A 19,827-nucleotide genomic window follows, 5' to 3' on the forward strand; every position below is an offset into this window, starting at 1 on the left:
TTCTCTATTTAGTCGATGAAGATAAATTCATTACTGTTAAAAATCAGTCGACAGACATTTTCAATGCCATGTTGAGCGCCAATGTTTTGCAAGATGCCCAGTTCTTCCTGTCTTGGAGATCTGCCTAAGGCCACTTCAAATGCGAGTTTAATTTGTGATGTCTGGTCTGCTGATGCCGCTTTGATTTTTTGAGCATAAAACGAAGCCATACTGACCATGAAGTGATCATTTAAAAGTGACAGGGCCTGTAATGCCGTTAAGGTTTCAATGCGTTTCGGAGTGATCTGCGAAGGATCAGCACAATCTAACGATTCCATGAACGGGTCAGGTACCGAACGCACAATAAAGCGGTAGATCGAACGTCGGTGGCTTTTCTCAGTCGTGGGATCGTATTTTTGATAGAGATAGTGTGGTGAATGCTGTGGTTTTTCGAGCGCGAATAAACGGTCTCCCGGGCCATACATGCGTAGATCCAGTTTTCCACTGACTTGTAACACCGAGTCGCGTATTGCTTCAGCTTCCAGCTTGCGGCGGTTCATGCGCCACAACAAACGATTGTCTCCGTCAATTTGATTTCCTCTTTGATGAGTCAGAGAGGATTGTTGATAGGCGGTACTCAATACCAGCATGCGGTGTAGTGCTTTCAACGATTGTCCTTCATCTCGAAAGCGAACGGCCAGATAATCCAGTAACCTGGGATGCGTGGGCAGTGAACCCATTTTTCCAAAGTCATTTGGCGTATCCACAATTGCCTGCCCAAAATGATATTGCCAGACACGGTTCACAACCGAGCGCCAGGTAAGTGGGTTTTTGTGATGTGTGATCCAACGCGCGAGGGCAAGTCGGCGGGACGCTTCGTTCTCAGGTTTTTCAAGTTGAAACGCTCCCTTGAGATCGGAAATAAAATTCAATGTGGCAGGCTGAACTTCTTTGACGGGAGCTTTTTCGCTTCCTCGGCTGAGTAAATAAACGGGACGCGGCTTCCCCTCTGTCGGTGTAAAATTACCCTGTCGTCTGAAATGTGTGGTTGCGGCAAACACTTTTTGCTGTTGAGGCAGTTGACTCAGTTCTTTTCTCAGCCGTGATAATTCCAGCGAAATAGTTTTGAGTGAGGTCTTTTCTTCAGACGTTGTGAGACCTGCAAAAATCTGGTCGCGTTCCGATTTCAGTTTTGCCAGATCGAGATTCGAATCGGCTGATTCATAATGTTTGTCATCGATTAAATTTTTACGAGACCAGCGGGGAGCGTTTTCGATTGAATCGAGAGTTTCTACAACCGCCTGTTTGGCAATATTCTGACCGCGGGGGTCGAGGATTTTGATTTCTCCCAGAGCGAATATGAAATCATTCTCCCGGGGGGCAAGCTGTGTTGCTGTCATTCTCAAATATTGAAAACTAAGTCCCTGTAGATCGAATTCAACAGGTTTAGTACGGGGATTAGGGAACTCCTGCTGACTGTGATCGGCGATGATTGTCTGCGCTGATGCAAAGTCGCCTGTGTCAGAAACTTCCAGCTTGAAGCGTCGTGGAAATCCGAAACCGGCTCCAATATTATTAAAATTGTCAAAAGCGGCGAACAGAATAATTTTCTCTGCTGTTACCGGTTGCTTAAATTTAAGTTGCACCCATTTGTTGACTTTATCTGACTTTTCGATGAGGCTGTGAAATCCATAAGCGGATGTCTGACCCTGTTTTTGGTTCTCAGCTTTGGAGATCCGGGTTTCCAGTTGAGACAGTCTCTCTCCACCGCGGGCGCGAATCTTCGCTTCAATTTTCTGTTTTAGTTTCAGATTACTTTGTTGGGCAGCCATGAGCGTTTTGCGTTTGTTTGCCGTTTGAGGATTGGGGTCATAATCGCGGTCTGCACGATCGATACCGGCAAAGACCGCCTGTAGTCCGTAGTAATCTTCCTGGGCGATCGGATCAAATTTGTGATTATGGCAGCGTGCACATTGTACGGTCAGGCTGACGGTTGTATTCATGACTGTCGAAACCATATCGTCCCGGTCCAGATTGCGTGTGATTTTTTTCTCGGGAAGATCCTCTCTGATTTCGATCTGCCCTACCCAATCAAAAGGACCGGCAACCAGAAACCCGGTCGCTGGTATACCGTCCTGCGAATGGGGCTTCAGGAAATCACCAGCCATCTGTTCCAGAATAAAATCCGTATACGGTTTGTCGGCATTCAATGCTCGAATCACATAATCCCGATACGGCCATGCATGGTTTCGCAGTTTATCTTTGTCGTAACCGTGTGTGTCAGCATAATGCACAATATCCAGCCAGTGCCGCGCCCAACGTTCTCCATAACGGAGTGATGCCAAAAGTTGGTCGGCCAGTTTTGCATAGGCGTTTGGATCTGGGTCATTAATAAACTTCTTGATTTCAGCTGGAGAGGGAGGCAGTCCTGTCAAATCAAAATAAAGTCGGCGAATAAGGGTTCGGCGGTCTGCAACGGGAGAAAAAGAGAGTCCCTGCTTGCGTAGTTTAGCGAGGAGAAAAGCATCAATGGGGGTACGTATCAGTTTTGAATCTTCTGCTGAGAGCTGTGGTACCTGTGGAAGCTTCAAGGGTTGAAACGACCACCAGTCTGTGTTTGAAAGCTGAGCTTCGCGAATCTGATATCCTGTGGGCCATACCGCTCCTGATTTGATCCACTGATTCAGAATTTCAACTTCTGCCTTGCTTAAAGGAGTTCCTTTTTTGGGCATTTCCGGTTCTGGACCGGTGACGTAATCCAGCAGCAGACTTTCTGTGGGCGAACCTGCGACCAGCACCCGGCCATTCTCACCTCCCTTTTGCAAGCCATCAACGGTTTCCAGTGAAAGGCCTCCATCCTTGGTGCTGGCATTGTGACAGTGGATGCAGTGCTTTTGTAGAATGGGGGCGACTTGTTTTTCAAACGTCGAATCTGCGGCATACGTGGTCGACAGTATCAACAGACAGCAGATCGGCATAAGAAAGTTTATGAGTTTTAAATTCAGCTTGGTGAAAAAAGACATATTCGCTTTTCGATTCCTCTCAGAGGGAAGTATCACTCGGCAGAACATTGTTTGTCCCTGGTCTGGGTTTCAGTCGATTATAACTGACAATTTCTATCGTGGTTGGTTTGTTTCACAAAAACTAGTCTGTTTCCAGATCAAACAGATGTTGATTATTGCCTGTTTTCAGTGTGACTGTCAGTTCAGTGAGGCGATTGAATTTGGGAGGAATGGAATTTTCAAATTCGTCCTCCATCGTTTCTCCATCGGTAGACAGAATCTGTTTTCCCGTTGGGACACTGGAATCGATTTCCACTCGATAATCGCCGGGGCTGGGGCCGTTTTGTTTGGGGATTATGAACTTACCCGATTCGATCTTCGCACCGGCAGAGGCTCCTTTACCTGCAGGAATGAACGTGATGACTCCCTTCTCGATCGGGTTACCATTGAGTGTCACCATGCCTTCAACCTGAGTTCGCTCGAAAGTCTTTTCTTTGGTACAACCAAAGAAACAGACAACTGAGCAGCAGAATATTAATATGCTTAACTCATGATTCTTCACTTGACTGGCCCTTCCTCTAAAATGACTGAGCTTTCTCCGGAAAGTGCTACAAAAACAATTTGAGTATCCAGAAAACAGATTTAAAATTCGCCGATGACTTCTTCTCCGGCCATGCTACTCAGAGCTTGCCAGGTAGCGAGGTCAATATTTTCTGACACAAATCGTACAGAGCCATCACACAATAAGGCATGCACGCCTCCTACATGCATGCTTCGCGATGCATTACTGCGGCCGCTTCCAGAAACAGAGCCTGTGCATGGGAGGCGCGTTCCTTCAGAGACGCAAAGGACTACCAGATCGGGAGAGGAGCTGTTTGGACCGACACGTGTCATTACTACTGTCTCCGGTTCATCGTTCCAGATCCAGGCCCGATAGTCATTGGCACCAGTTGCCGGTTTTAACATTTCCATCATCGCCAGCGTGTTACTTGATCCATCGGTAATATCTCGGAACTTAGCACCAAAGGAATTGTTAAAGGGAGCAGCTTTTCCCTGCGCGCCAAAGGTGCCTTGTCCCCAGTTGACAGCGTAGTTTCCACGAATGCTTCCGTCAGGATTAGATGTCCAGATGGCTTCACGATCAGAGGGGCATTGCCATACAGGGATCGGTACGAGTCGCACGCCGTTTCCTGCGGGCTGAGGATCATGCACTGTTGCATGCCAGTTTTGATCATGGTCATACATGTTATAAATATTTGCCATATCAATATAAGGTAGCAAAAACACGCAAAATGGAGTCCGTTTCCCATTGGGACCAGGAGAAGAGGGAGTTGCAACGCGATAAATCATGCCGGGAGGAAAACGGCTATGGGCATCGTGATAGTTATGAAGTGCTAACCCAAGTTGTTTGAAGTTATTTTTGCAGGTACTCCTACGAGCCGCTTCGCGCGCCTGTTGAACTGCGGGTAGTAGAAGTGCTATTAAAATCGCAATGATGGCAATCACCACCAGTAATTCAATCAATGTAAATGCGTAGCGTTTTTGTCTGGCATGGATTTGAGCGACTAACATGAGGTCTCCTTGGCCTAACATTGAATAGAACAGATGGAAATAAAGAAAAAATTCCCCGGTGATTATGAATGTATAACTCAACTTGATTGCAGTGGAGGGAAATCATGGCTGAACCAAAGTCTGCCCTCTGAATGTATATGGCGCGCCGATTTTCGATTTAGTACAGGAAGTTTTGTTATTTTGTACAAAATTTGGTGAATCGTACTTTTTTTGGTACCAATCAGAACAATTTCGCGCCACATACTATAGCGGGAACGCAGAGTGGTTCCTGCTGCGCACTTTGATTTCCTCCAACGCCTTATTCCTGCTAGACTTATCTTCGACATGAGTGAGCCTCTGAATAATCCGGTCATGAGCGAAGAATTCTTCCGTCTGTTTTCACGGGATGACCGCAAGGTTTATGGCTATATCCTGGCGCTGGTATTGGATGTCACGGCTGCGGAAGACATTTTTCAGGAGACCTGTGTGATTCTGTGGAAAGAGTTTCCTCAGTATGACCACGATCGTAGTTTTTTAAACTGGGCCAATGGGATCGCATTTAACCAGGTCAGGAAGTATCGCCGGAAGTATCAGAACAAGCGACTGGTCTTCAGCGACAGTCTGGTAACCGAGTTGGCGGAAGATGTTTCGTCGATGGTGGAAGATTTAAGCCAGCGTCAATTGGCACTAACTCAGTGTCTACAAAAATTAACCTCCCGTGAACGTGAACTCATTGATGCCTACTACGGAAATCAGGAAACCGCGGCCACGGTGGCAGACCGTTGGAAATGTTCCTCGCATGCCATTTATAAAACGATCAAAAAAATTCGGAAAGCATTATTTGATTGTGTGAATCGTCGTCTTTCCAGTGAGATATCGTAATGACTGAACCAAAACAAACTCTGTCTGAGCAGATATTAGAACTGGCCGATGCGCAATGTTCGGGAACCATCACCGAATCCGAGATGGAAACGTTGGAACGCTTACTGACGGATCATTCGGAGTGTCGCCGGGAATATCTCGATTATGTTTTCCTGCATGTCAGTCTGACAGGCGTTGCGACTTCAGGAGAACTACTTTCTGTTGAGGCGATTGAAAAATCAATTCTTCCCCGCGATACATCCCGTACAACTCCCCCAAAACCGTTACACCTGTGGTTCACGCAAACACTCTGTATTTTAGTTTGTTTGTTTTCGATCGGTTTTTTCTTATTTTTTTCAAAGGATGAGCAAGCTGATGTTCCACCTCAAGTTGTAGATAAGACTTCCCAATATTACTTCGACGAAAATACGACTCCCCCTGAAGAGGTCGCTACATTGTCAGAGACGGTGCAAGCCACTTGGGAGTTGTTAGGAAAGCATCCCGCAATAACAAAACACTTTCAGCCGGGAACTGTCAAATTAACTTCTGGGAACGTGGCATTTGCGTTTTCAGGAGGGGCTGACATCTCTCTGGTGAGTCCTGCCCTGTTTGGAATGGAACGCAAAAATCATGGAACCTTGTTTTCAGGGACGCTTTCCGCGCACCTGACCGACCCTCAATCTCCCTTTACCTTGGAAACTCCAAGTGTCGAGGTCATCGATTTGGGAACCGAATATGAGGTGACCGTCAATGAAGCGTCTGAGACTTTTGTGCATGTGCTGGATGGTCAAGTCAAAGTGAAGCCGCGTCGTCGTCTGCCACGCTTTTACTGGAATTTCGATCAACTGGAGGAGAGCCCACTCACAGATACAATTTCCGGGAATGCAATCCGTATCGGGAGAAATGCGAAGCGCATTCCCGGATTGATTGGCGAGGGAGCAGTTCGGTTTAACAATAAACCTGATGCAAGCCTGCTCTTAGGAAACGGTGGTGGAATAGAAGTTGGAACGGGTGATTATTCTGCTTCGACTGGTGTCACGTTAGAAGCGTTAGTGATTTCAGAGTGGCAAACACCCAATGAGCCTCAAACTAAATATCCCTTTGACTACGATGAGATATTCCGTAAAGAAGATGGCAACTATCGTATTCTGCTCAGCTTTCAGAATGATGATGGCGCGTCTCAGACACAAATTCCAGATGTGGAACGCGGTCCGTGTCTGTCGTTTGGACTCTTTCTTTCAGGCATGGGTTATAACGAGCTCGATATGCCCCTGGATGGAAAAGAGGGACGTCCGTCTTTAGAGGAAATCCGAGATGGAAAACCGCATCACATCGTAGCAACCTATAACGGTTGGACAGGAATCAAAGCTATTTACGTCGATGGAAAACTTTGCATGAGCCATCGCTTTCCTGTAGGGACGATGATTATCAGCGGTGGTCGCACACCGGCCGTGATCGGGAATCTGATTTCAGGAAATTTTGAATCGCTGGTCGGCAGAGAACCCTTCAATGGTGTCATTGATGAAGTTGCCTTTTATGGTTTTGCATTGGACGCGGCGACAGTCGCACAACATTATGCCCGCGTGCAGCAGGGAAAAGATTATTTTGACGGCCAGCTAAATAATTTCGTCATGCAGGAAAAGGAAGGTGGCAACGTTCTACTCAATAAAGGCGAAAAAATGAAATTCGCCGCGGAGACCGGAGAGCCAATTTTCTGAAACGGGAATTGTCTTCAGTTGATTTGCCTTATTTAATCACTCATCCAGCGATGTTCCGTGAGTTTCCCTGATCGTGAGACAGATGAGAAATGATACGACGGCCATAGCAGAAAGATACCATGAAAATGAGACGGGATTACCGGTCTCCTTGACCAGCCAGGCCGCGACTACCGGAGCGGTTCCCCCGAAAATCGCAAAAGTCAAATTATAGCTGACGCTGGCTGCGCTCACTCGCACGCCCCGCTTGAAGAGTTCTGTGAGTGTGGCCGGTAGTGCGCCCCCAAAACAGGCGAGTAGCAGGGCAAAACAGATTTGTCCGGTGAGGATCATCGTAAAATTGTGATGGTGCATGAGATTGATCAGGGGAGGAGAAAAGAGAGCCACACCCCCTGCTCCGATCAGTAAAAACGGTTTGCGGCCAAATTTATCAGCCAGCATGGCCGCAAAGGGCAGCGCGATTGACAGGACGGCCATACTGATGGTATTGATGTCAAGTGCTTCCCCGCGGGGCTCGCCGACTTCTTCTTCCAACCAGGAAGCCAGATAAATGAAGACCGTGTAAAACGTGACGGCGATCATCAGATTGAGTCCGGCAGCCTGGAGTAGTTCTTTCCGATGATAGGTCAATGCCTCCCTGATCGGCGAGATCTTTGTTTTTTCTGTTGGTTCTTTTGTGACCGGTTCTTCCGGAATACCATGTCGGATGAAGTAACCTACGAAGGCAACCAGCACGCCCGCCAGAAAAGGCAGGCGCCAACCCCAGTTGAGCAATTGTTCGTCGGTTGTCAGGCTGTTGACCAAAGCACCGACTGCAGAACCAAGCAGAATGCCACAGGTGGCTCCGATCATACTCCAGGAGCCAAAAAAAGCGCGACGTTCTGGAGGCGCATGTTCAACGAGAAACACAAACGAACTCGTATATTCACCCCCGACCGAGACGCCCTGCACCATGCGCAATAAGACCATGAGCACCGCCGCATATACACCAATCTGTGCATGTGTCGGTAAGATACCCACCAGCAATGTTGGTACGGCCATCATGATCACCGAGATGGTGAGGGCTTTTTTGCGTCCGATACGATCGCCAATATGACCAAACAGAACTGCTCCCACAGGCCGCATCAGAAAGCCTGCCGCAAAGGCTCCAAAAGAAGCGATCAGCGAAGTGCTGGGATCGTCTGAAGGGAAGAAAAGTTTACCAATCGTAGGGGCAAAAAAACCATAGACGGCGAAATCGTACCACTCCAGAATATTGCCAATGAATCCTGCTGCCACAACACGAATATTCTTACCACCGACTTGTGTGGTGCCTGCCATTGATGATGCTTTCTGGATGATGTGATGGATTTACGAGGTTAGTAATGTGAGATAAGTTTAGAGGAAATGCAATTGATTGGGAATGGCGGTGTTATAAAGAACTGAATTATCTAATTGGGCTTCGGTTAATGAAGATATCCGGGTTTGCTCGTCATGACTTCGATACCCGAATCGCGTAATGATTGGATCGTGACGGAGGATAGTTTTGTGCCACTGACATTAACTTTGCTCAGTTTTGGGATATGTAACAGACTTTCTTTCACCTGATCGGTGATCAGCGTGTTTGATAGTTCCAATTTCGTCAAACTTGGGGAGTGAATCAGGTTTTTAATTCCTGCGTCAGTGATGTGAGTATTTGTCAGAAAAAGGTGGTGCAAATTTTTTATGTTGGTGAGTGGGATCAATCCCTGATCTGTGACTTCTGAATCATTCAGCATCAGAAATGTGAGTTGATTCACGTTAGAGACTTGCCGCACATGTTCATCTTTAGTAGCTTTACCTTTCAAACTTAGATAACGCAGTGACTTCACTTCGATTAGATGGTTGAGAGAATCGGCTTTGATTACCGAATTGTCAATGTTGACACAAACTAGATTTTTTGATTTGGACAAATGACGCAAACCATCACCGTCGATGACTGCTTTATTGAGATCCAAATAGTCCAAATTGGGAAGGGAAGCAAGATTCGCCAGACCTGTATCAGTAATACTTAAATCGGAAAAATGCAGGGATTTTAAGTTCTTCAATGTTGGGGCACACTGAAACTGATCTCCCGAGAAATCCAAATCACGGAGTATGAGGCACTTCAGGGTTGGTATTTTTTCCAGTACATTGAGTCCTGAATCAGTGAAAGATCCACCGGCAATACTGAGTATCTCAAGAGGGTATTTGGACAGCTTAGCGAGACCGTGGTCTGTGATGGTACTCGGTTGTTTCTCACTTCCCAGATAAAGGTGGCGTAAATGCGGCTGATTACCCAGAGAATCAATGAACTCGTCGTTGATCGGATAGTCTTCTGAACTCTGATATGAGATATAATAAATGGCGCCTACTGTATCATTTAGTTTTAAAGGCAATTTCAGGCAATATCCTTTGGCACACAAGGGATTGGCAAAATAAACCTCCCCCCCATGGCTGCGAATCGTTTCAGCTAAGACTATCAAGCGTCCACGCTGGAAAACAAGCGGGGCGAAGTAGATCACAACTGCCAGTACAAGTAGGACTAACGCATTGCGGAGTTTGAACCAGGAGGAGGATGAGTGTTTCAACTTGCGGATTCCATCAAATATGCGATTGTTATACATGGATACATTTTCACCGAAAAATAGCCGTTGTAATACTCTCAATCTGAAATGTCTGGTGTTTTCTCAGTAAAGACATTGATCCCTGAATCACGCAGAGATTGAATGGTGGCCGCCGACAACTTTGTGTTATAGACACTCACTTCTACAAGCTTTGGGATTTTCAATAAAAATTCTTTTGACTGATCAGAAATTTGAGTGTATGAGAGACCAAGACGTGACAAACTTTCAAGACGCGTTAAGTGTCTTAAACCTTCGTCCGTAATATGTGAGTTTGTTAGAGACAGTGAATCCAAGCTTTTCATATTCAATAGAGGGATCAAGCCTTGATCGGCCACTTGTGTGCTATTCAGCGACAGCACCTTGAGTTGTGTTAGATTTGCTAACTGTCGTACATGCTCGTCATTGACCCATTTACCCTTGAGTGTCAGATAATTTAATGTTTTCAGTCCCGCTAAATGTTTAAGGGTATCGGGTTCGATTTTAGAGTTTCTGAGCCTTAAAGAGGACAGTTTTTTTAATTTCGATAAATGCCGTAAAGCGTCACGTTCGAACTGAGTATTATCAATATCGAAATAGCTTAAGCCAGGGAGGGAAGCAAGATTCTCCATTCCTGAATCGGTGATTTTCACATCGGAAAGATAAAGAAAATTTAAGTTCTTCAATTTAGGAGCGCAGTCAAATTGTTCTCCTGTGAAACTTAAGTCATGAAGCATCAGTGTTTTGAGAGTGGTTAGATTCCCCAGTACATTGCAGCCGGCATCTGTGATTGAACCTCCCGTGACTCCAAGTTGTATGAGTGGGTATTTTGTCAGTGCCGCCAGTCCACGGTCTGTAAGTTGCGTTGGGTTTTCTTTATTCCCCAAAGTAAGACCATATAAATGTGGTTGCTTGCCCAGGGAGTCGATAAACGCATCGTTCACTGGGTAGTCTTCTGAATTCGCAATGGAGATCGAACCGATTGCCCCTGTAAATTCTGCTAATTTCGGGTGCGGAATCGAACAAATACCATAAATGCAATTGCCGTGACCAAACTGAACTTGCCCACCATGGCTGCGAATGGTTTTTACCAGATTCCGCGAACGCCATTGTTCCATTACAAAAGGAATCAAAATAAACACAGCCGCCAGTGAAAGGACCACAAACAGCTTGCGGAGGTTGAACCAATACCGTGATGGTTTTTCGATCTCTTTGATTCCAGCAAATAAGAGGCTCAATATCATAGGTACGATTCTTATCAGCAGATCATAAGTTCTTCATGGGTGTCTATCTCACTCTTTTATACGAACTTTATGGCGTCAGTCGGGGGATCCCGATGGATTGTCCATAAACCTGACTGAGTTGTTCGACTGTGATTCCGTAGGCTCTTAGTAAACTGTCCTGCCAGGTTAAGCCGTCTTTGATTCCATTGAAAAATAGTTTGAATTGTTCCGGGCTGGCTTTGAGCATGAGTTGAATGAGGGCACTAGCGCATCCATATTGCCAGCTATCCAGTCGGTCCGAATTGAAAAATTGACCGCCGAACGTTTGCATCTGTCTCAATCGGGCGGCCGCTTCTGTTTGTCGGTACTTTACTTCTTTCGACGAAGGGACAACAGTCATTGCAATCCAGTCAGCAATTCCCTCATTAATCCAGGTAGGAATACTGACTGTGGTGCGATAGCGGTGCATATACCCATGCGCGGTTTCATGGACGAGCACGGCACCAAAGAAATTTGGATCATCGCCGCGATAGCAGGAGACAATCACTTTTCCATTGCTGTGAGAATGACAGAGTCCTATTGCGTTGCCTGTTTCAATGCGATTGTAAAACTTTTTCTCAAATTCCAGAAACGCTGGCTTTGCCATAAAGGCGACGATGACCGCTTTGCCTCGCCAGATATTATAACCGGGTTTGAAACCAAACGACCGTCCCAATAATTCGTTCATCTTGTCGAGTTGAATCAGGTACGGAGCCACCTGCTTGGCAGGCATATCTGTAAAAAACAGAAAATACTTGGTTTCGTAGAATTTCATGTTTAACGCACTGAAATGTTCTCCAACTTTAGTGAGAAACGTTTTGTATTCCTCCACATGTTCGTTTTGCTCTTCTTCCGGGATCTCTTCCCAGAATTGTTCATTGGATAACCGGAGCTTTTCTGTAATCGCGGCCTTTTTCTGATCCAGATTTTCGATCAAGGCGGCTTTGATAGAGGGGATGTATTGAAACTGGTATTTTTTATCATCGACTGTCATCTCAACCAGTTTGGTTGCGAAGAAGCGTTTGCCTCTTTTGGCGTTCTCAGCCTTGAATTCAATCGATTTGACGTGCCCTTTATTTCGTCCGGTAAAGAAACGTGTGATTTCGACGTTCTGTTCTAATTTCCCTGTCGTTGTCAGTACGTCCGCCTTTTTTCCAACCAGTTCATTCACTTGTTCCGCAGTGAGCGCAAACTCCATAGCAGCCGCTTCCACAGTATTTGCCGGTTTGGCATTGAGCCGGGTAGAACGTTTCTGCGCTGTTGCTTCTGAGGGCTGAAAAATCAGAAGCATAAATAGAATAGAGGCAACTCGAAAAATGGAATTGGGAACCGCGCGAGAAACCTGCATAACGAGACGCTTTCTGGGATAGAATCGGAGATGTGCCCAACATCAATGGAAAACAATTATAATCCTCGTCTGCTAAGGTACAATAGTCAAGTGGTTGTTTGACAAATTACGGTATTTCTCACGCCGCTTTAATTCATCGTCGTTGCAAATTCAAATTAAGGTTATTCAATGGCATCATTTCTTTCTTCACTTTTAACATGGGATTTGTTGTAGATGGTGAATTGAGAGATCGGACACATGGTTCACAAGTCTGTCCTAAGTGAGGGGCATGATTCGAGGAAATGAAAATTGCTGAAAAAATGCGATCCGAAACATTTAGGTCAAAATTGATTTGTAATGACACTATTTTTGTGTGAATTTTAAGATTCTTTATTTTCCAGCAATTTTTTTCAGAGTCGATCAGTTCCCTGAAAACAGGTGTTCGTCACTAACAAGATTGTGATTATTCTTAAAAGCCAGAGAAAAACAGAATTTTCATCCAAAGTTTTTTGCGGCTGAGTTTGCTCTTAAAATAGGCTTAATGGTGTTTTGAGTACCTTATTGTGTGTGTTCTGTCGTACCAATTTACTGAACCTGCTTGTTTTATTGATGCCGCCCGTTAGAATGATCCTTCTGTGGTTGAGTAGCCTGAAATCAGTTTTATCGGGGGATTCCGCAGAGACACATTTATTTTTTAGGAATCGGAATTAAGATGGCAGAAGGTACGATCAAGAAAGTGACACAAAAAGGCTTCGGATTTATCGACACTGAAGGTAGCGGAGACTTGTTCTTCCACTCTTCAAACCTCGAAGGAATCACATTCGAGCAACTCTATGAAGGTCAACGTGTTTCTTTCACAGAAGGACGTGGAGAAAAAGGTCCAAGAGCAGAGAACGTAAAACCTATCTAAGCTCTCAGCCCGTACAAGAGACAAAAAGCCGACGAAACCTCGTCGGCTTTTTTTATTGGCTTTATCAGCGACAGTTCATAAATCGTTCAAGCAAGTCGAAGCCGTTTTCTGGCAAATTCGAGCGCATCGATCAGCACATCGATTTCTTCGGTCGTATTATAAAATGTCAGACTGGCGCGAACGCTGGCTGTGATGTTCAACCATTGATGTAATGGCATCGTGCAATGATGACCGTGCCGGACAGCGATCCCTTTGCGGTCTAACAGTGTGGCCAGATCTTCCGGATGAGCACCTTCAATATTGAAACTGAAAATGGCGCCTCTCATTTCCATTTCCTGAGGACCATAAATTTGTAGGCCAGGTACTTCCTGTAGTTTTTGTAGCGCATACTGACTGAGAAGATACTCCTGTTCCTGGATCGTGTCGAATCCGAGTTGCGAGACATAATCGATGGCAGTTCCTAGAGCGATGGCTTCAGCAATGGGAGGCGTACCCGCTTCAAAACGAGCAGGGATGTTGGCCCAGTTGGAATGATCGCAGTGAACTTCGGAGATCATATTTCCACCGAACAGGAAGGGAGGTAATGTTTCCAGAAGCGCCTTGCGTCCATATAACACGCCGATCCCCGAAGGGCCGAACAATTTGTGTCCAGAAAAGGCAAGGAAATCGATTTCACTCTCAACGACATTCACAGGTTGGTGCAGAACACTTTGGGCGCCGTCGACGAAAATCAATGCACCAACTTCATGGGCGCGCTGTGCCATTTCTTCCACCGGGTTTATGGTTCCCAACATGTTTGACATACCAGTGACGGCGACCATTTTGGTTTTAGAAGAAAGCAGTGAGTGATAATGTTCCTGGTCAAGCCGTCCGTCTGGTGTGAGTTGAATGAACTTTAAAGTGGCGTCACGTTCTTTGGCTATGGCCTGCCAGGGAACGAAGTTTGCGTGATGCTCCATTTCGTTTAGAATAATTTCATCACCTGCATTTAAGTGATGACGTCCCCAAGTCTGGGCGACCAGGTTGATGGACATGGTTGTGCCGGAAGTAAAAATAATCTCTTCCGGATAACTCGCGCCGATAAATGTTTGGACGCGAGCGCGAGCAGCTTCCATTTCTGTAGTAACCCGATCTCCCAGTTGATGCACGCCACGGTGCACGTTGGAGTAATAGTGCTCATAAATTTCGGATATTTTATCAATGACAACCTGAGGGCGCTGTGCCGAAGCACCACTATCCAGATAAACGAGATGCTGCCCGTTGGGAAGTTTTTTATTGAGAATCGGAAAATCGTGCCGAATTGAAGTGATATTGGCAACCATGATTTGTTGTTTCAGTCTTTAGAGTACGAAATTAATATGCTATTTGAATTTTAGCACGAAACCTCATAATGAAAAGGGTTCCCCGGAAAAGCAGTCTGCTCCACTAAACTCAGTTTAATATGAATCCGGTTGGATAACCTGATGACACGAAACAGCGACACAAAGTTCAGGTCGTCTAATCTTGTTGAAGCTTCTAAACGTACTTGAACTGAGCGAGCTGAGAGTGTTCCTGGATACTGCTCAACTTTCAGCTACAGCAATCAGATTCTATCATCTAGAATCGGTTGATGCTTCATTACATAAAAGTTGATACGTTTTTTCGAGTTCTTCATCAGACATCGCTTGTATTTGTGCTGGTGTCAGATCGAGGTGAAGTTCTTTTTTGTGCGTTCGTGTGGGACTATCCAGTCCCAGTAATTTATCAATGCGTTCACGTGCGCGAAGACGATCGCGCTGAGTGGAGTTTTCATCAGTCAGAATACCTCGATAAAAATAGTAGGCTTCTGCCACATGGTCTTCGATAGAAAATTTTGTATGTTTGACCATTTCGCGGCGTGCCCGTGTGATATATCGTTGCACTGATCGCGTCGAAAGACCGTATTTTTGTTGTACCGCTTTTTTAATTTCAGACGTATATTTTGCCATCCCCAGCATTTTCTTGATCAGACGAACGAGTTGAATCTGTTGTTCTTTCGAGATGTTCCGCTTTGGTTTTTGGGTAGGTTCAGTCATGAATTCGATTTCCTGTATTTATGGAGGATCTGTTTTTCTAACAGTGCCCATGATGTGAAACGGCGCGAGGGGGTCAAGCGGTGTTTGTTGTGTGAAGCAATGCTGAAGCTGCACGAGCGGATAATGAAGCGACTTCATATGTGGTCGATCGCGTTTGAAAATATCACGAATCAATACGATTCATTGGAAACGCATTCGCCGTGTTCAGATTCTGAGCGTCGAAAAACAGTCGATTTTATGACGTTTAAAACAACAGGTACGGAACTGTTCAGCGGGAAAATAAAGTTCCACGCGCGCGACGCAGATTGCGCAGTTTAAGGGGAGGGACGGCCGTGTCAAGCAATAAAAAAATCCCTGTTTTTCAGGGATTAAATACAACGGAATTTCAAGTCGTGAGTTTGTCAATGACAGTTGTGTTTAGATTGATAACGACAAAAGATGATTGGCATAGTTCTTTATTTTTTGGGAATCAATCTCTGTGCTTTGGAAATTCGGTAGCATGGTTTTCCCATTTTGTCTTGTTGAGAGCCATCAATGTGACCATCGAGAAGCACAACATCTCCATTCGTAAAGCGGTTTAATTTTCCCTGCTCATCGACAAGTACAATATTTCCACCAAATTTATCTGTGCGATCGGGGGTCGCGTTATAAGTGATGTTCCAGCTTTTTTCCTGTTCATCATATTCCACAATACCTCGTAACCAGCGATAGTTTTGTTTGTCATAATTGAATGGAGAAGGAGATTTGGCGGCTGAAGTTTGTACGTGGGAGTTCTTAGCTGGTGACTTAAAAGAAGCCGATTGGAATTTCGCAGGAGTCAGAAACGGATCTGATTTTACGAGTTGAGGTCCAGATGCGGGAGTTTGGTGATTTGCATGGCTGACTTTGTTTGAAGAGGGCTTCATCAGTGAACTGCTGTTGGGACCAAAGGCAGCATCATCATTGTTTTCTGGAAAACTGTTGATGGGCGCTCCGAAATTAGGACTGCTGTTTTGGGGATTCGCTTCAAAACTATCATTCGGATTCGAATTAAAACTATCGTTGGGGATACTATTGAAACTGTCGTTGGGATTCGCTTTAAATTCGGTGGGGTTTTCATTAAAAGCATCACTGCTGCTTTCGAAACTTTGCTGTTGCACAGGTTGTGGAACGCTAAACCCTGAGTTGTCATTTTGTTTGAATTGATCATTTTCACTGGGAGCGAATTGATCCTTCATTTGTGTTGAATCCGTACCAATTGGTTGAGGATTCTGATTACTTTCGAATTGATTATCGGCGTTGTTTGGAAATGTATTATTGTTATTTGCGGGGAATTCATTATCGGGAGTGAGAGGGTTGCCAAAATTCTGATTGGGGTCTTCGTAGCTGGGAACTGTTCCTTTGCTATTTAATCCTCTACTAGGGTTTGAGTTATTTCCAGACGCTGTTGGATTTGCACCAAAGGGAGGCTGGCTATTGGTTCCTGCGCTCGGAGTACTATTGATTGGTTGTTTCCATTGAGTATCAACGCCGTCGTAATTTGTGTTGCTGGGGAAAGCGCCTCCATTATTATCCGAACCTGAAGGTATAGATGAGCCTTGAGGTGGAGGTACTGGCTGACCAAGATCGGGCTGCACAGGATAGTTTCCAGGTGGAATACTACCTGGCGTGACTGTTCCAGGACCCATCTCATAAGGCCCTGGTGATCCGTAAGGGCCGGGATAGGTACCACCGTAAGGATACTGATGGTAAGAGTAACACCCGGAAATCGTGCAGCCCAACAGAGCGCACCAGCTGATATTGAATAGAAATCGTACAGACATGATAGGGTCCTTAAAGTTCCAAGTGATTTCCCGGAAGAGATTGGTGATCTACAGAAAGGGAAAAATCCAGGGACAGGTGCTAACTGAAACGTGTGGTTCGAACATTTTTGCTTCACATACAGCGGGGATTGATGTGAATATGTCTCTGCGGGGAGACGAATACAAAAACAGTCTTGTTTCAGTAAGCGTGCGGGATTTTAGAGAATCTTCAATATGTGTCTATACCGAAAATGGGATTCTCTCCCCTCCCTGAGAAATCTTGACCAGAAAGTTCGCTAGAACAGTGACTTTGCGTTTCGTTTTTGTAATCTTTACAATAAGTGTGAGCCTTATTTCCAAAGAAAAGTGTTTACATTAAGAATTTGTATGCCAGCCCCTCAATTAAAACTCCCTACGATCCAAAACTGGAACTGCCACAGTTGTGCTGGTTGTTGCAGGCAACATGAGATCGAAATCACAACAGAAGAAAAAGAGCGGATTGAAAAACAGCGTTGGGATCAGGATGAGTCGATTCCCACAGGCCAGCCTGTCTTTGTGAAGATAGGGCTTTCACCTGTCAGTAATCGCTATCGACTGGCTCATCAAGAGGATGGTTCCTGCATTTTTCTTGACGAAAAGGGCTTATGCCGCATCCACGCCAAGTTTGGCGAGCCGGCGAAACCATTGGCATGTCAGGTGTATCCCTACGCTTTTCATCCGGCAGGTAATGATATCGCCGTTAGTTTACGATTCAGTTGTCCTTCTGTGGTCTCCAATCTTGGTAAGCGGGTTGATCAACAATCCTCCGAGATTCGAAAAATTGTAGATCAGGTTCTCCCCAAACGTCGAAAAACACCACCGCCTCCTCGCCTCACCGCGAAAGAATCTCTCGGGTGGCCGGACACATTAAAAGTTGTTGGTTCATTAAACCAGTTGTTCCAGTCATCGGATACGCGATTTTTAATCAACCTGTTGCGTGCACTTGCCTGGGTGGAGCTAATAGAGCAATCACGGTTTGAGACAATTCGAGGAGAACGACTGGATGAGTTTCTTTCGTTGATCAGTCAGGCGATCGTACAGGAGTATCCGGGGGATCTGGAATTAAGCAGAACTGCGATTAGCAGATTGGGAGGAATTCAATTTCGCTTACTGGCGGCACAATACGCAAGGAAAGATACCTATGCAGAAGCTTCCCGGGGGTTAGTAAGAAGACGTTTATCGTTATTTCGCTCAGCCCTGAAATTCACTTTAGGAAAAGGTACTATTCCCTGTTTACAAGATCGATTTGTAGCCGTGCCTTTCTCACAATTGGAGGGATCGTTCGGGGCATTGCCACCAGAGTCTGAAAAATTATTTGCCCGCTATTACCGGGTGAAAATTCAGGGACTCCATTTTTTGGGAGCGGCTTATTATGACATTCCTTTTGTCGAAGGATTTTACCATTTGGCACTGATGTTCCCGGCGATTATGTGGATCGCGCGTTGGATTGCCGTCAGTGAAGGCAGGTCAACTTTACAGGTAGAAGATGTGAATGAAGCAATGGCGATTGCGGACCATCACCATGGTTATTCGCCTGTATTTGGTATGCCTCATTTCCGTAGCCGAGTACGAAATCTATCTCGTTCTCAGGATATCAAGAAGTTGATCACCTGGTATGGACTGTAATTAAGAGTTTGAATTCGGTATGGAGTTATTGCTGAAGCTCGATACCTTTCCAGAAGGCAATCCGGTTTTTAAGTTGTTCGTACTCTTGCTCAGGCTCTAAGTAGTACCAGGCAGCATCGCGATTCATCTTGTCGTTAACAATCACGTCGTAGAAAAAGGCTTTACCTTTATACGGACTTGTAGAAGTGGACGAACTCTTCTTTAGAAAATTACTATTTACAGATTCTAACGGGAAATAGACATCCCCATCTATAGTAATGACATCATCAGATTCAACTAAAACAGCCTCATTCCAAATCGCTTTGGGCACACTGAACTCCTCATTATTATATTCAAATAATGATACTAATAAATCACTTGAGAATAGATGTTTAACGAGGTTGCCCAAGACTATAGTAGCCAAGTTTTATTTGAAAGCTATCGATTTTTTTTAAAAATAAGGCTGCTCTTTAAAAAAATAAAATGAATTTCAATTCTGATAGCGGTATTGAGTGATGAATTGTCTGTCCTGATATCCGTCTTACGGATCTTGTTGATCATCGTCTGGAATTTGTCGTGGGCTGAAAGAGATGATGCCTAACTCCCACTGTTTCCTCTTGAACATATTTTGAGAATTTAAAGTGTGGATAAATGTGGCATCTTTTCGCTCATAGGAGATCAAGCCACCATCTTCGAGTTCGACAATATGAATCATTTCCTGAGGATCGGCAGATGGGTATTGCTTAATTTCCACCTCTTCTGAACCGAGAAGCGCTTCTACCGAGAGCGGTGTCTCTTGCCGGCTGAGAGTAAAACGACCATTCGTGTTAGGGATTTGTTCCCATTGAAATCGTTTGAGTAAGTCGTCAATTTTCATAGAATCATGTTCACAGGGGTGGTTTTGTTCGGCTATTACTACTTTCTATTTATGAGTCTAAAACGTTTTTCCAATGAATGGAAGGAATCCGCTTTTAAAAGAAACCTCTTATCTTGTCTGCGCATAAAAAAATGATGTTTCCCTAAAAGAGAGACATCATTTTAAATTTTAATAGCTGCTAAGCTTAAATTCTCAAAAATAAGGACTTCCTGATGTTCAATTCAAAGCTTCAAAGAAACTTTCGTGTTGTGAAGTCCGTCCGAG

At 45.0% G+C, this 19,827-nt stretch carries 16 protein-coding genes; 4 read left to right on the forward strand and 12 right to left on the reverse strand.

Going from position 1 to position 19,827, the window contains the following annotated elements; translation table 11 throughout:
* Window positions 1-8: 8 nt before the first annotated feature.
* The 3 genes from V144x_RS05695 to V144x_RS05705 form a co-directional block, all read right to left on the reverse strand.
* Window positions 9-3,002 carry a PSD1 and planctomycete cytochrome C domain-containing protein gene (locus V144x_RS05695; RefSeq protein WP_197998774.1) on the reverse strand — a complete coding sequence of 998 codons (2,994 nt, stop codon included), beginning with the start codon at window positions 3,000-3,002 and terminating at the stop codon, window positions 9-11.
* A 121-nt stretch (window positions 3,003-3,123) separates the two neighbouring features.
* Window positions 3,124-3,543 carry a hypothetical protein gene (locus tag V144x_RS05700; protein WP_144982656.1) on the reverse strand — a complete coding sequence of 140 codons (420 nt, stop codon included), beginning with the start codon at window positions 3,541-3,543 and terminating at the stop codon, window positions 3,124-3,126.
* Between the two features lie 80 nt (window positions 3,544-3,623).
* The gene (locus V144x_RS05705) at window positions 3,624-4,553 is read right to left on the reverse strand and encodes a DUF1559 domain-containing protein (RefSeq protein WP_144982659.1); all 930 of its coding nucleotides are present in this window, start codon (window positions 4,551-4,553) and stop codon (window positions 3,624-3,626) included.
* Between the two features lie 324 nt (window positions 4,554-4,877).
* On the opposite strand from V144x_RS05705, the gene V144x_RS05710 reads away from it, so the two are divergent.
* A complete protein-coding gene (locus V144x_RS05710; protein WP_144982662.1) occupies window positions 4,878-5,414 on the forward strand; it encodes a sigma-70 family RNA polymerase sigma factor in 537 nt (178 codons plus the stop codon).
* A complete protein-coding gene (locus V144x_RS05715; RefSeq protein ID WP_144982665.1) occupies window positions 5,414-7,111 on the forward strand; it encodes a LamG-like jellyroll fold domain-containing protein in 1,698 nt (565 codons plus the stop codon). Before V144x_RS05710 ends, V144x_RS05715 begins: the two co-directional genes overlap by 1 nt.
* 36 nt (window positions 7,112-7,147) lie before the next feature.
* Here V144x_RS05715 and V144x_RS05720 read toward each other — a convergent pair whose 3' ends face one another.
* The 4 genes from V144x_RS05720 to V144x_RS05735 all read right to left on the reverse strand — a co-directional run bounded on the left by V144x_RS05720 (window position 7,148) and on the right by V144x_RS05735 (window position 12,318).
* A complete protein-coding gene (locus V144x_RS05720) occupies window positions 7,148-8,428 on the reverse strand; it encodes an MFS transporter (RefSeq protein WP_144982668.1) in 1,281 nt (426 codons plus the stop codon).
* A gap of 125 nt (window positions 8,429-8,553) precedes the next feature.
* Window positions 8,554-9,696, reverse strand: a complete 1,143-nt coding sequence (locus tag V144x_RS05725; protein WP_144982671.1) for a leucine-rich repeat domain-containing protein — start codon at window positions 9,694-9,696, stop codon at window positions 8,554-8,556.
* A gap of 74 nt (window positions 9,697-9,770) precedes the next feature.
* Window positions 9,771-10,952 carry a leucine-rich repeat domain-containing protein gene (locus tag V144x_RS05730; protein ID WP_144982674.1) on the reverse strand — a complete coding sequence of 394 codons (1,182 nt, stop codon included), beginning with the start codon at window positions 10,950-10,952 and terminating at the stop codon, window positions 9,771-9,773.
* 67 nt (window positions 10,953-11,019) lie between these two features.
* Window positions 11,020-12,318 carry a hypothetical protein gene (locus V144x_RS05735; protein WP_144982676.1) on the reverse strand — a complete coding sequence of 433 codons (1,299 nt, stop codon included), beginning with the start codon at window positions 12,316-12,318 and terminating at the stop codon, window positions 11,020-11,022.
* A gap of 691 nt (window positions 12,319-13,009) precedes the next feature.
* Here V144x_RS05735 and V144x_RS05740 point away from each other — a divergent pair.
* Entirely contained in the window at window positions 13,010-13,207 is a 198-nt protein-coding gene (locus V144x_RS05740) for a cold-shock protein (protein ID WP_144982679.1), read from the forward strand.
* A gap of 86 nt (window positions 13,208-13,293) precedes the next feature.
* On the opposite strand, the gene V144x_RS05745 is transcribed toward V144x_RS05740, so the two are convergent.
* The 3 genes from V144x_RS05745 to V144x_RS05755 form a co-directional block, all read right to left on the reverse strand.
* Window positions 13,294-14,529 carry an aminotransferase class V-fold PLP-dependent enzyme gene (locus tag V144x_RS05745; RefSeq protein WP_144982682.1) on the reverse strand — a complete coding sequence of 412 codons (1,236 nt, stop codon included), beginning with the start codon at window positions 14,527-14,529 and terminating at the stop codon, window positions 13,294-13,296.
* A 270-nt stretch (window positions 14,530-14,799) separates the two neighbouring features.
* Entirely contained in the window at window positions 14,800-15,261 is a 462-nt protein-coding gene (locus V144x_RS05750; RefSeq protein WP_144982685.1) for a hypothetical protein, read from the reverse strand.
* A gap of 455 nt (window positions 15,262-15,716) precedes the next feature.
* Window positions 15,717-17,063 carry a hypothetical protein gene (locus tag V144x_RS05755; RefSeq protein WP_144982688.1) on the reverse strand — a complete coding sequence of 449 codons (1,347 nt, stop codon included), beginning with the start codon at window positions 17,061-17,063 and terminating at the stop codon, window positions 15,717-15,719.
* A gap of 366 nt (window positions 17,064-17,429) precedes the next feature.
* Between V144x_RS05755 and V144x_RS05760 the strand changes: the two genes are divergently transcribed.
* Window positions 17,430-18,707 (forward strand): YkgJ family cysteine cluster protein, encoded by a 1,278-nt coding sequence (locus V144x_RS05760; protein WP_144982691.1) that lies wholly within the window; start codon window positions 17,430-17,432, stop codon window positions 18,705-18,707.
* A 25-nt stretch (window positions 18,708-18,732) separates the two neighbouring features.
* Here V144x_RS05760 and V144x_RS05765 read toward each other — a convergent pair whose 3' ends face one another.
* Both V144x_RS05765 and V144x_RS05770 read right to left on the reverse strand, forming a co-directional pair.
* The gene (locus tag V144x_RS05765; RefSeq protein ID WP_144982717.1) at window positions 18,733-19,017 is read right to left on the reverse strand and encodes a DUF427 domain-containing protein; all 285 of its coding nucleotides are present in this window, start codon (window positions 19,015-19,017) and stop codon (window positions 18,733-18,735) included.
* A 210-nt stretch (window positions 19,018-19,227) separates the two neighbouring features.
* On the reverse strand, window positions 19,228-19,563 hold the full coding sequence (locus tag V144x_RS05770) for a hypothetical protein (protein ID WP_144982720.1): 336 nt from the start codon (window positions 19,561-19,563) through the stop codon (window positions 19,228-19,230).
* Window positions 19,564-19,827: the final 264 nt, after the last annotated feature.

It is taken from the genome of Gimesia aquarii, assembly GCF_007748195.1.
GTDB classification, from domain to species: domain Bacteria; phylum Planctomycetota; class Planctomycetia; order Planctomycetales; family Planctomycetaceae; genus Gimesia; species Gimesia aquarii.

What these genes read in the sequence shown, in the direction of transcription:
- V144x_RS05695 (WP_197998774.1), bottom strand. Translation starts at nt 3,002, where the DNA reads ATGTCTTTTTTCACCAAGCTGAATTTAAAACTCATAAACTTTCTTATG.
- V144x_RS05705 (WP_144982659.1), bottom strand. Translation starts at nt 4,553, where the DNA reads ATGTTAGTCGCTCAAATCCATGCCAGACAAAAACGCTACGCATTTACA.
- V144x_RS05710 (WP_144982662.1), top strand. Translation starts at nt 4,878, where the DNA reads ATGAGTGAGCCTCTGAATAATCCGGTCATGAGCGAAGAATTCTTCCGT.
- V144x_RS05715 (WP_144982665.1), top strand. Translation starts at nt 5,414, where the DNA reads ATGACTGAACCAAAACAAACTCTGTCTGAGCAGATATTAGAACTGGCC.
- V144x_RS05720 (WP_144982668.1), bottom strand. Translation starts at nt 8,428, where the DNA reads ATGGCAGGCACCACACAAGTCGGTGGTAAGAATATTCGTGTTGTGGCA.
- V144x_RS05730 (WP_144982674.1), bottom strand. Translation starts at nt 10,952, where the DNA reads ATGATATTGAGCCTCTTATTTGCTGGAATCAAAGAGATCGAAAAACCA.
- V144x_RS05735 (WP_144982676.1), bottom strand. Translation starts at nt 12,318, where the DNA reads ATGCAGGTTTCTCGCGCGGTTCCCAATTCCATTTTTCGAGTTGCCTCT.
- V144x_RS05740 (WP_144982679.1), top strand. Translation starts at nt 13,010, where the DNA reads ATGGCAGAAGGTACGATCAAGAAAGTGACACAAAAAGGCTTCGGATTT.
- V144x_RS05745 (WP_144982682.1), bottom strand. Translation starts at nt 14,529, where the DNA reads ATGGTTGCCAATATCACTTCAATTCGGCACGATTTTCCGATTCTCAAT.
- V144x_RS05750 (WP_144982685.1), bottom strand. Translation starts at nt 15,261, where the DNA reads ATGACTGAACCTACCCAAAAACCAAAGCGGAACATCTCGAAAGAACAA.
- V144x_RS05755 (WP_144982688.1), bottom strand. Translation starts at nt 17,063, where the DNA reads ATGTCTGTACGATTTCTATTCAATATCAGCTGGTGCGCTCTGTTGGGC.
- V144x_RS05760 (WP_144982691.1), top strand. Translation starts at nt 17,430, where the DNA reads ATGCCAGCCCCTCAATTAAAACTCCCTACGATCCAAAACTGGAACTGC.
- V144x_RS05770 (WP_144982720.1), bottom strand. Translation starts at nt 19,563, where the DNA reads ATGAAAATTGACGACTTACTCAAACGATTTCAATGGGAACAAATCCCT.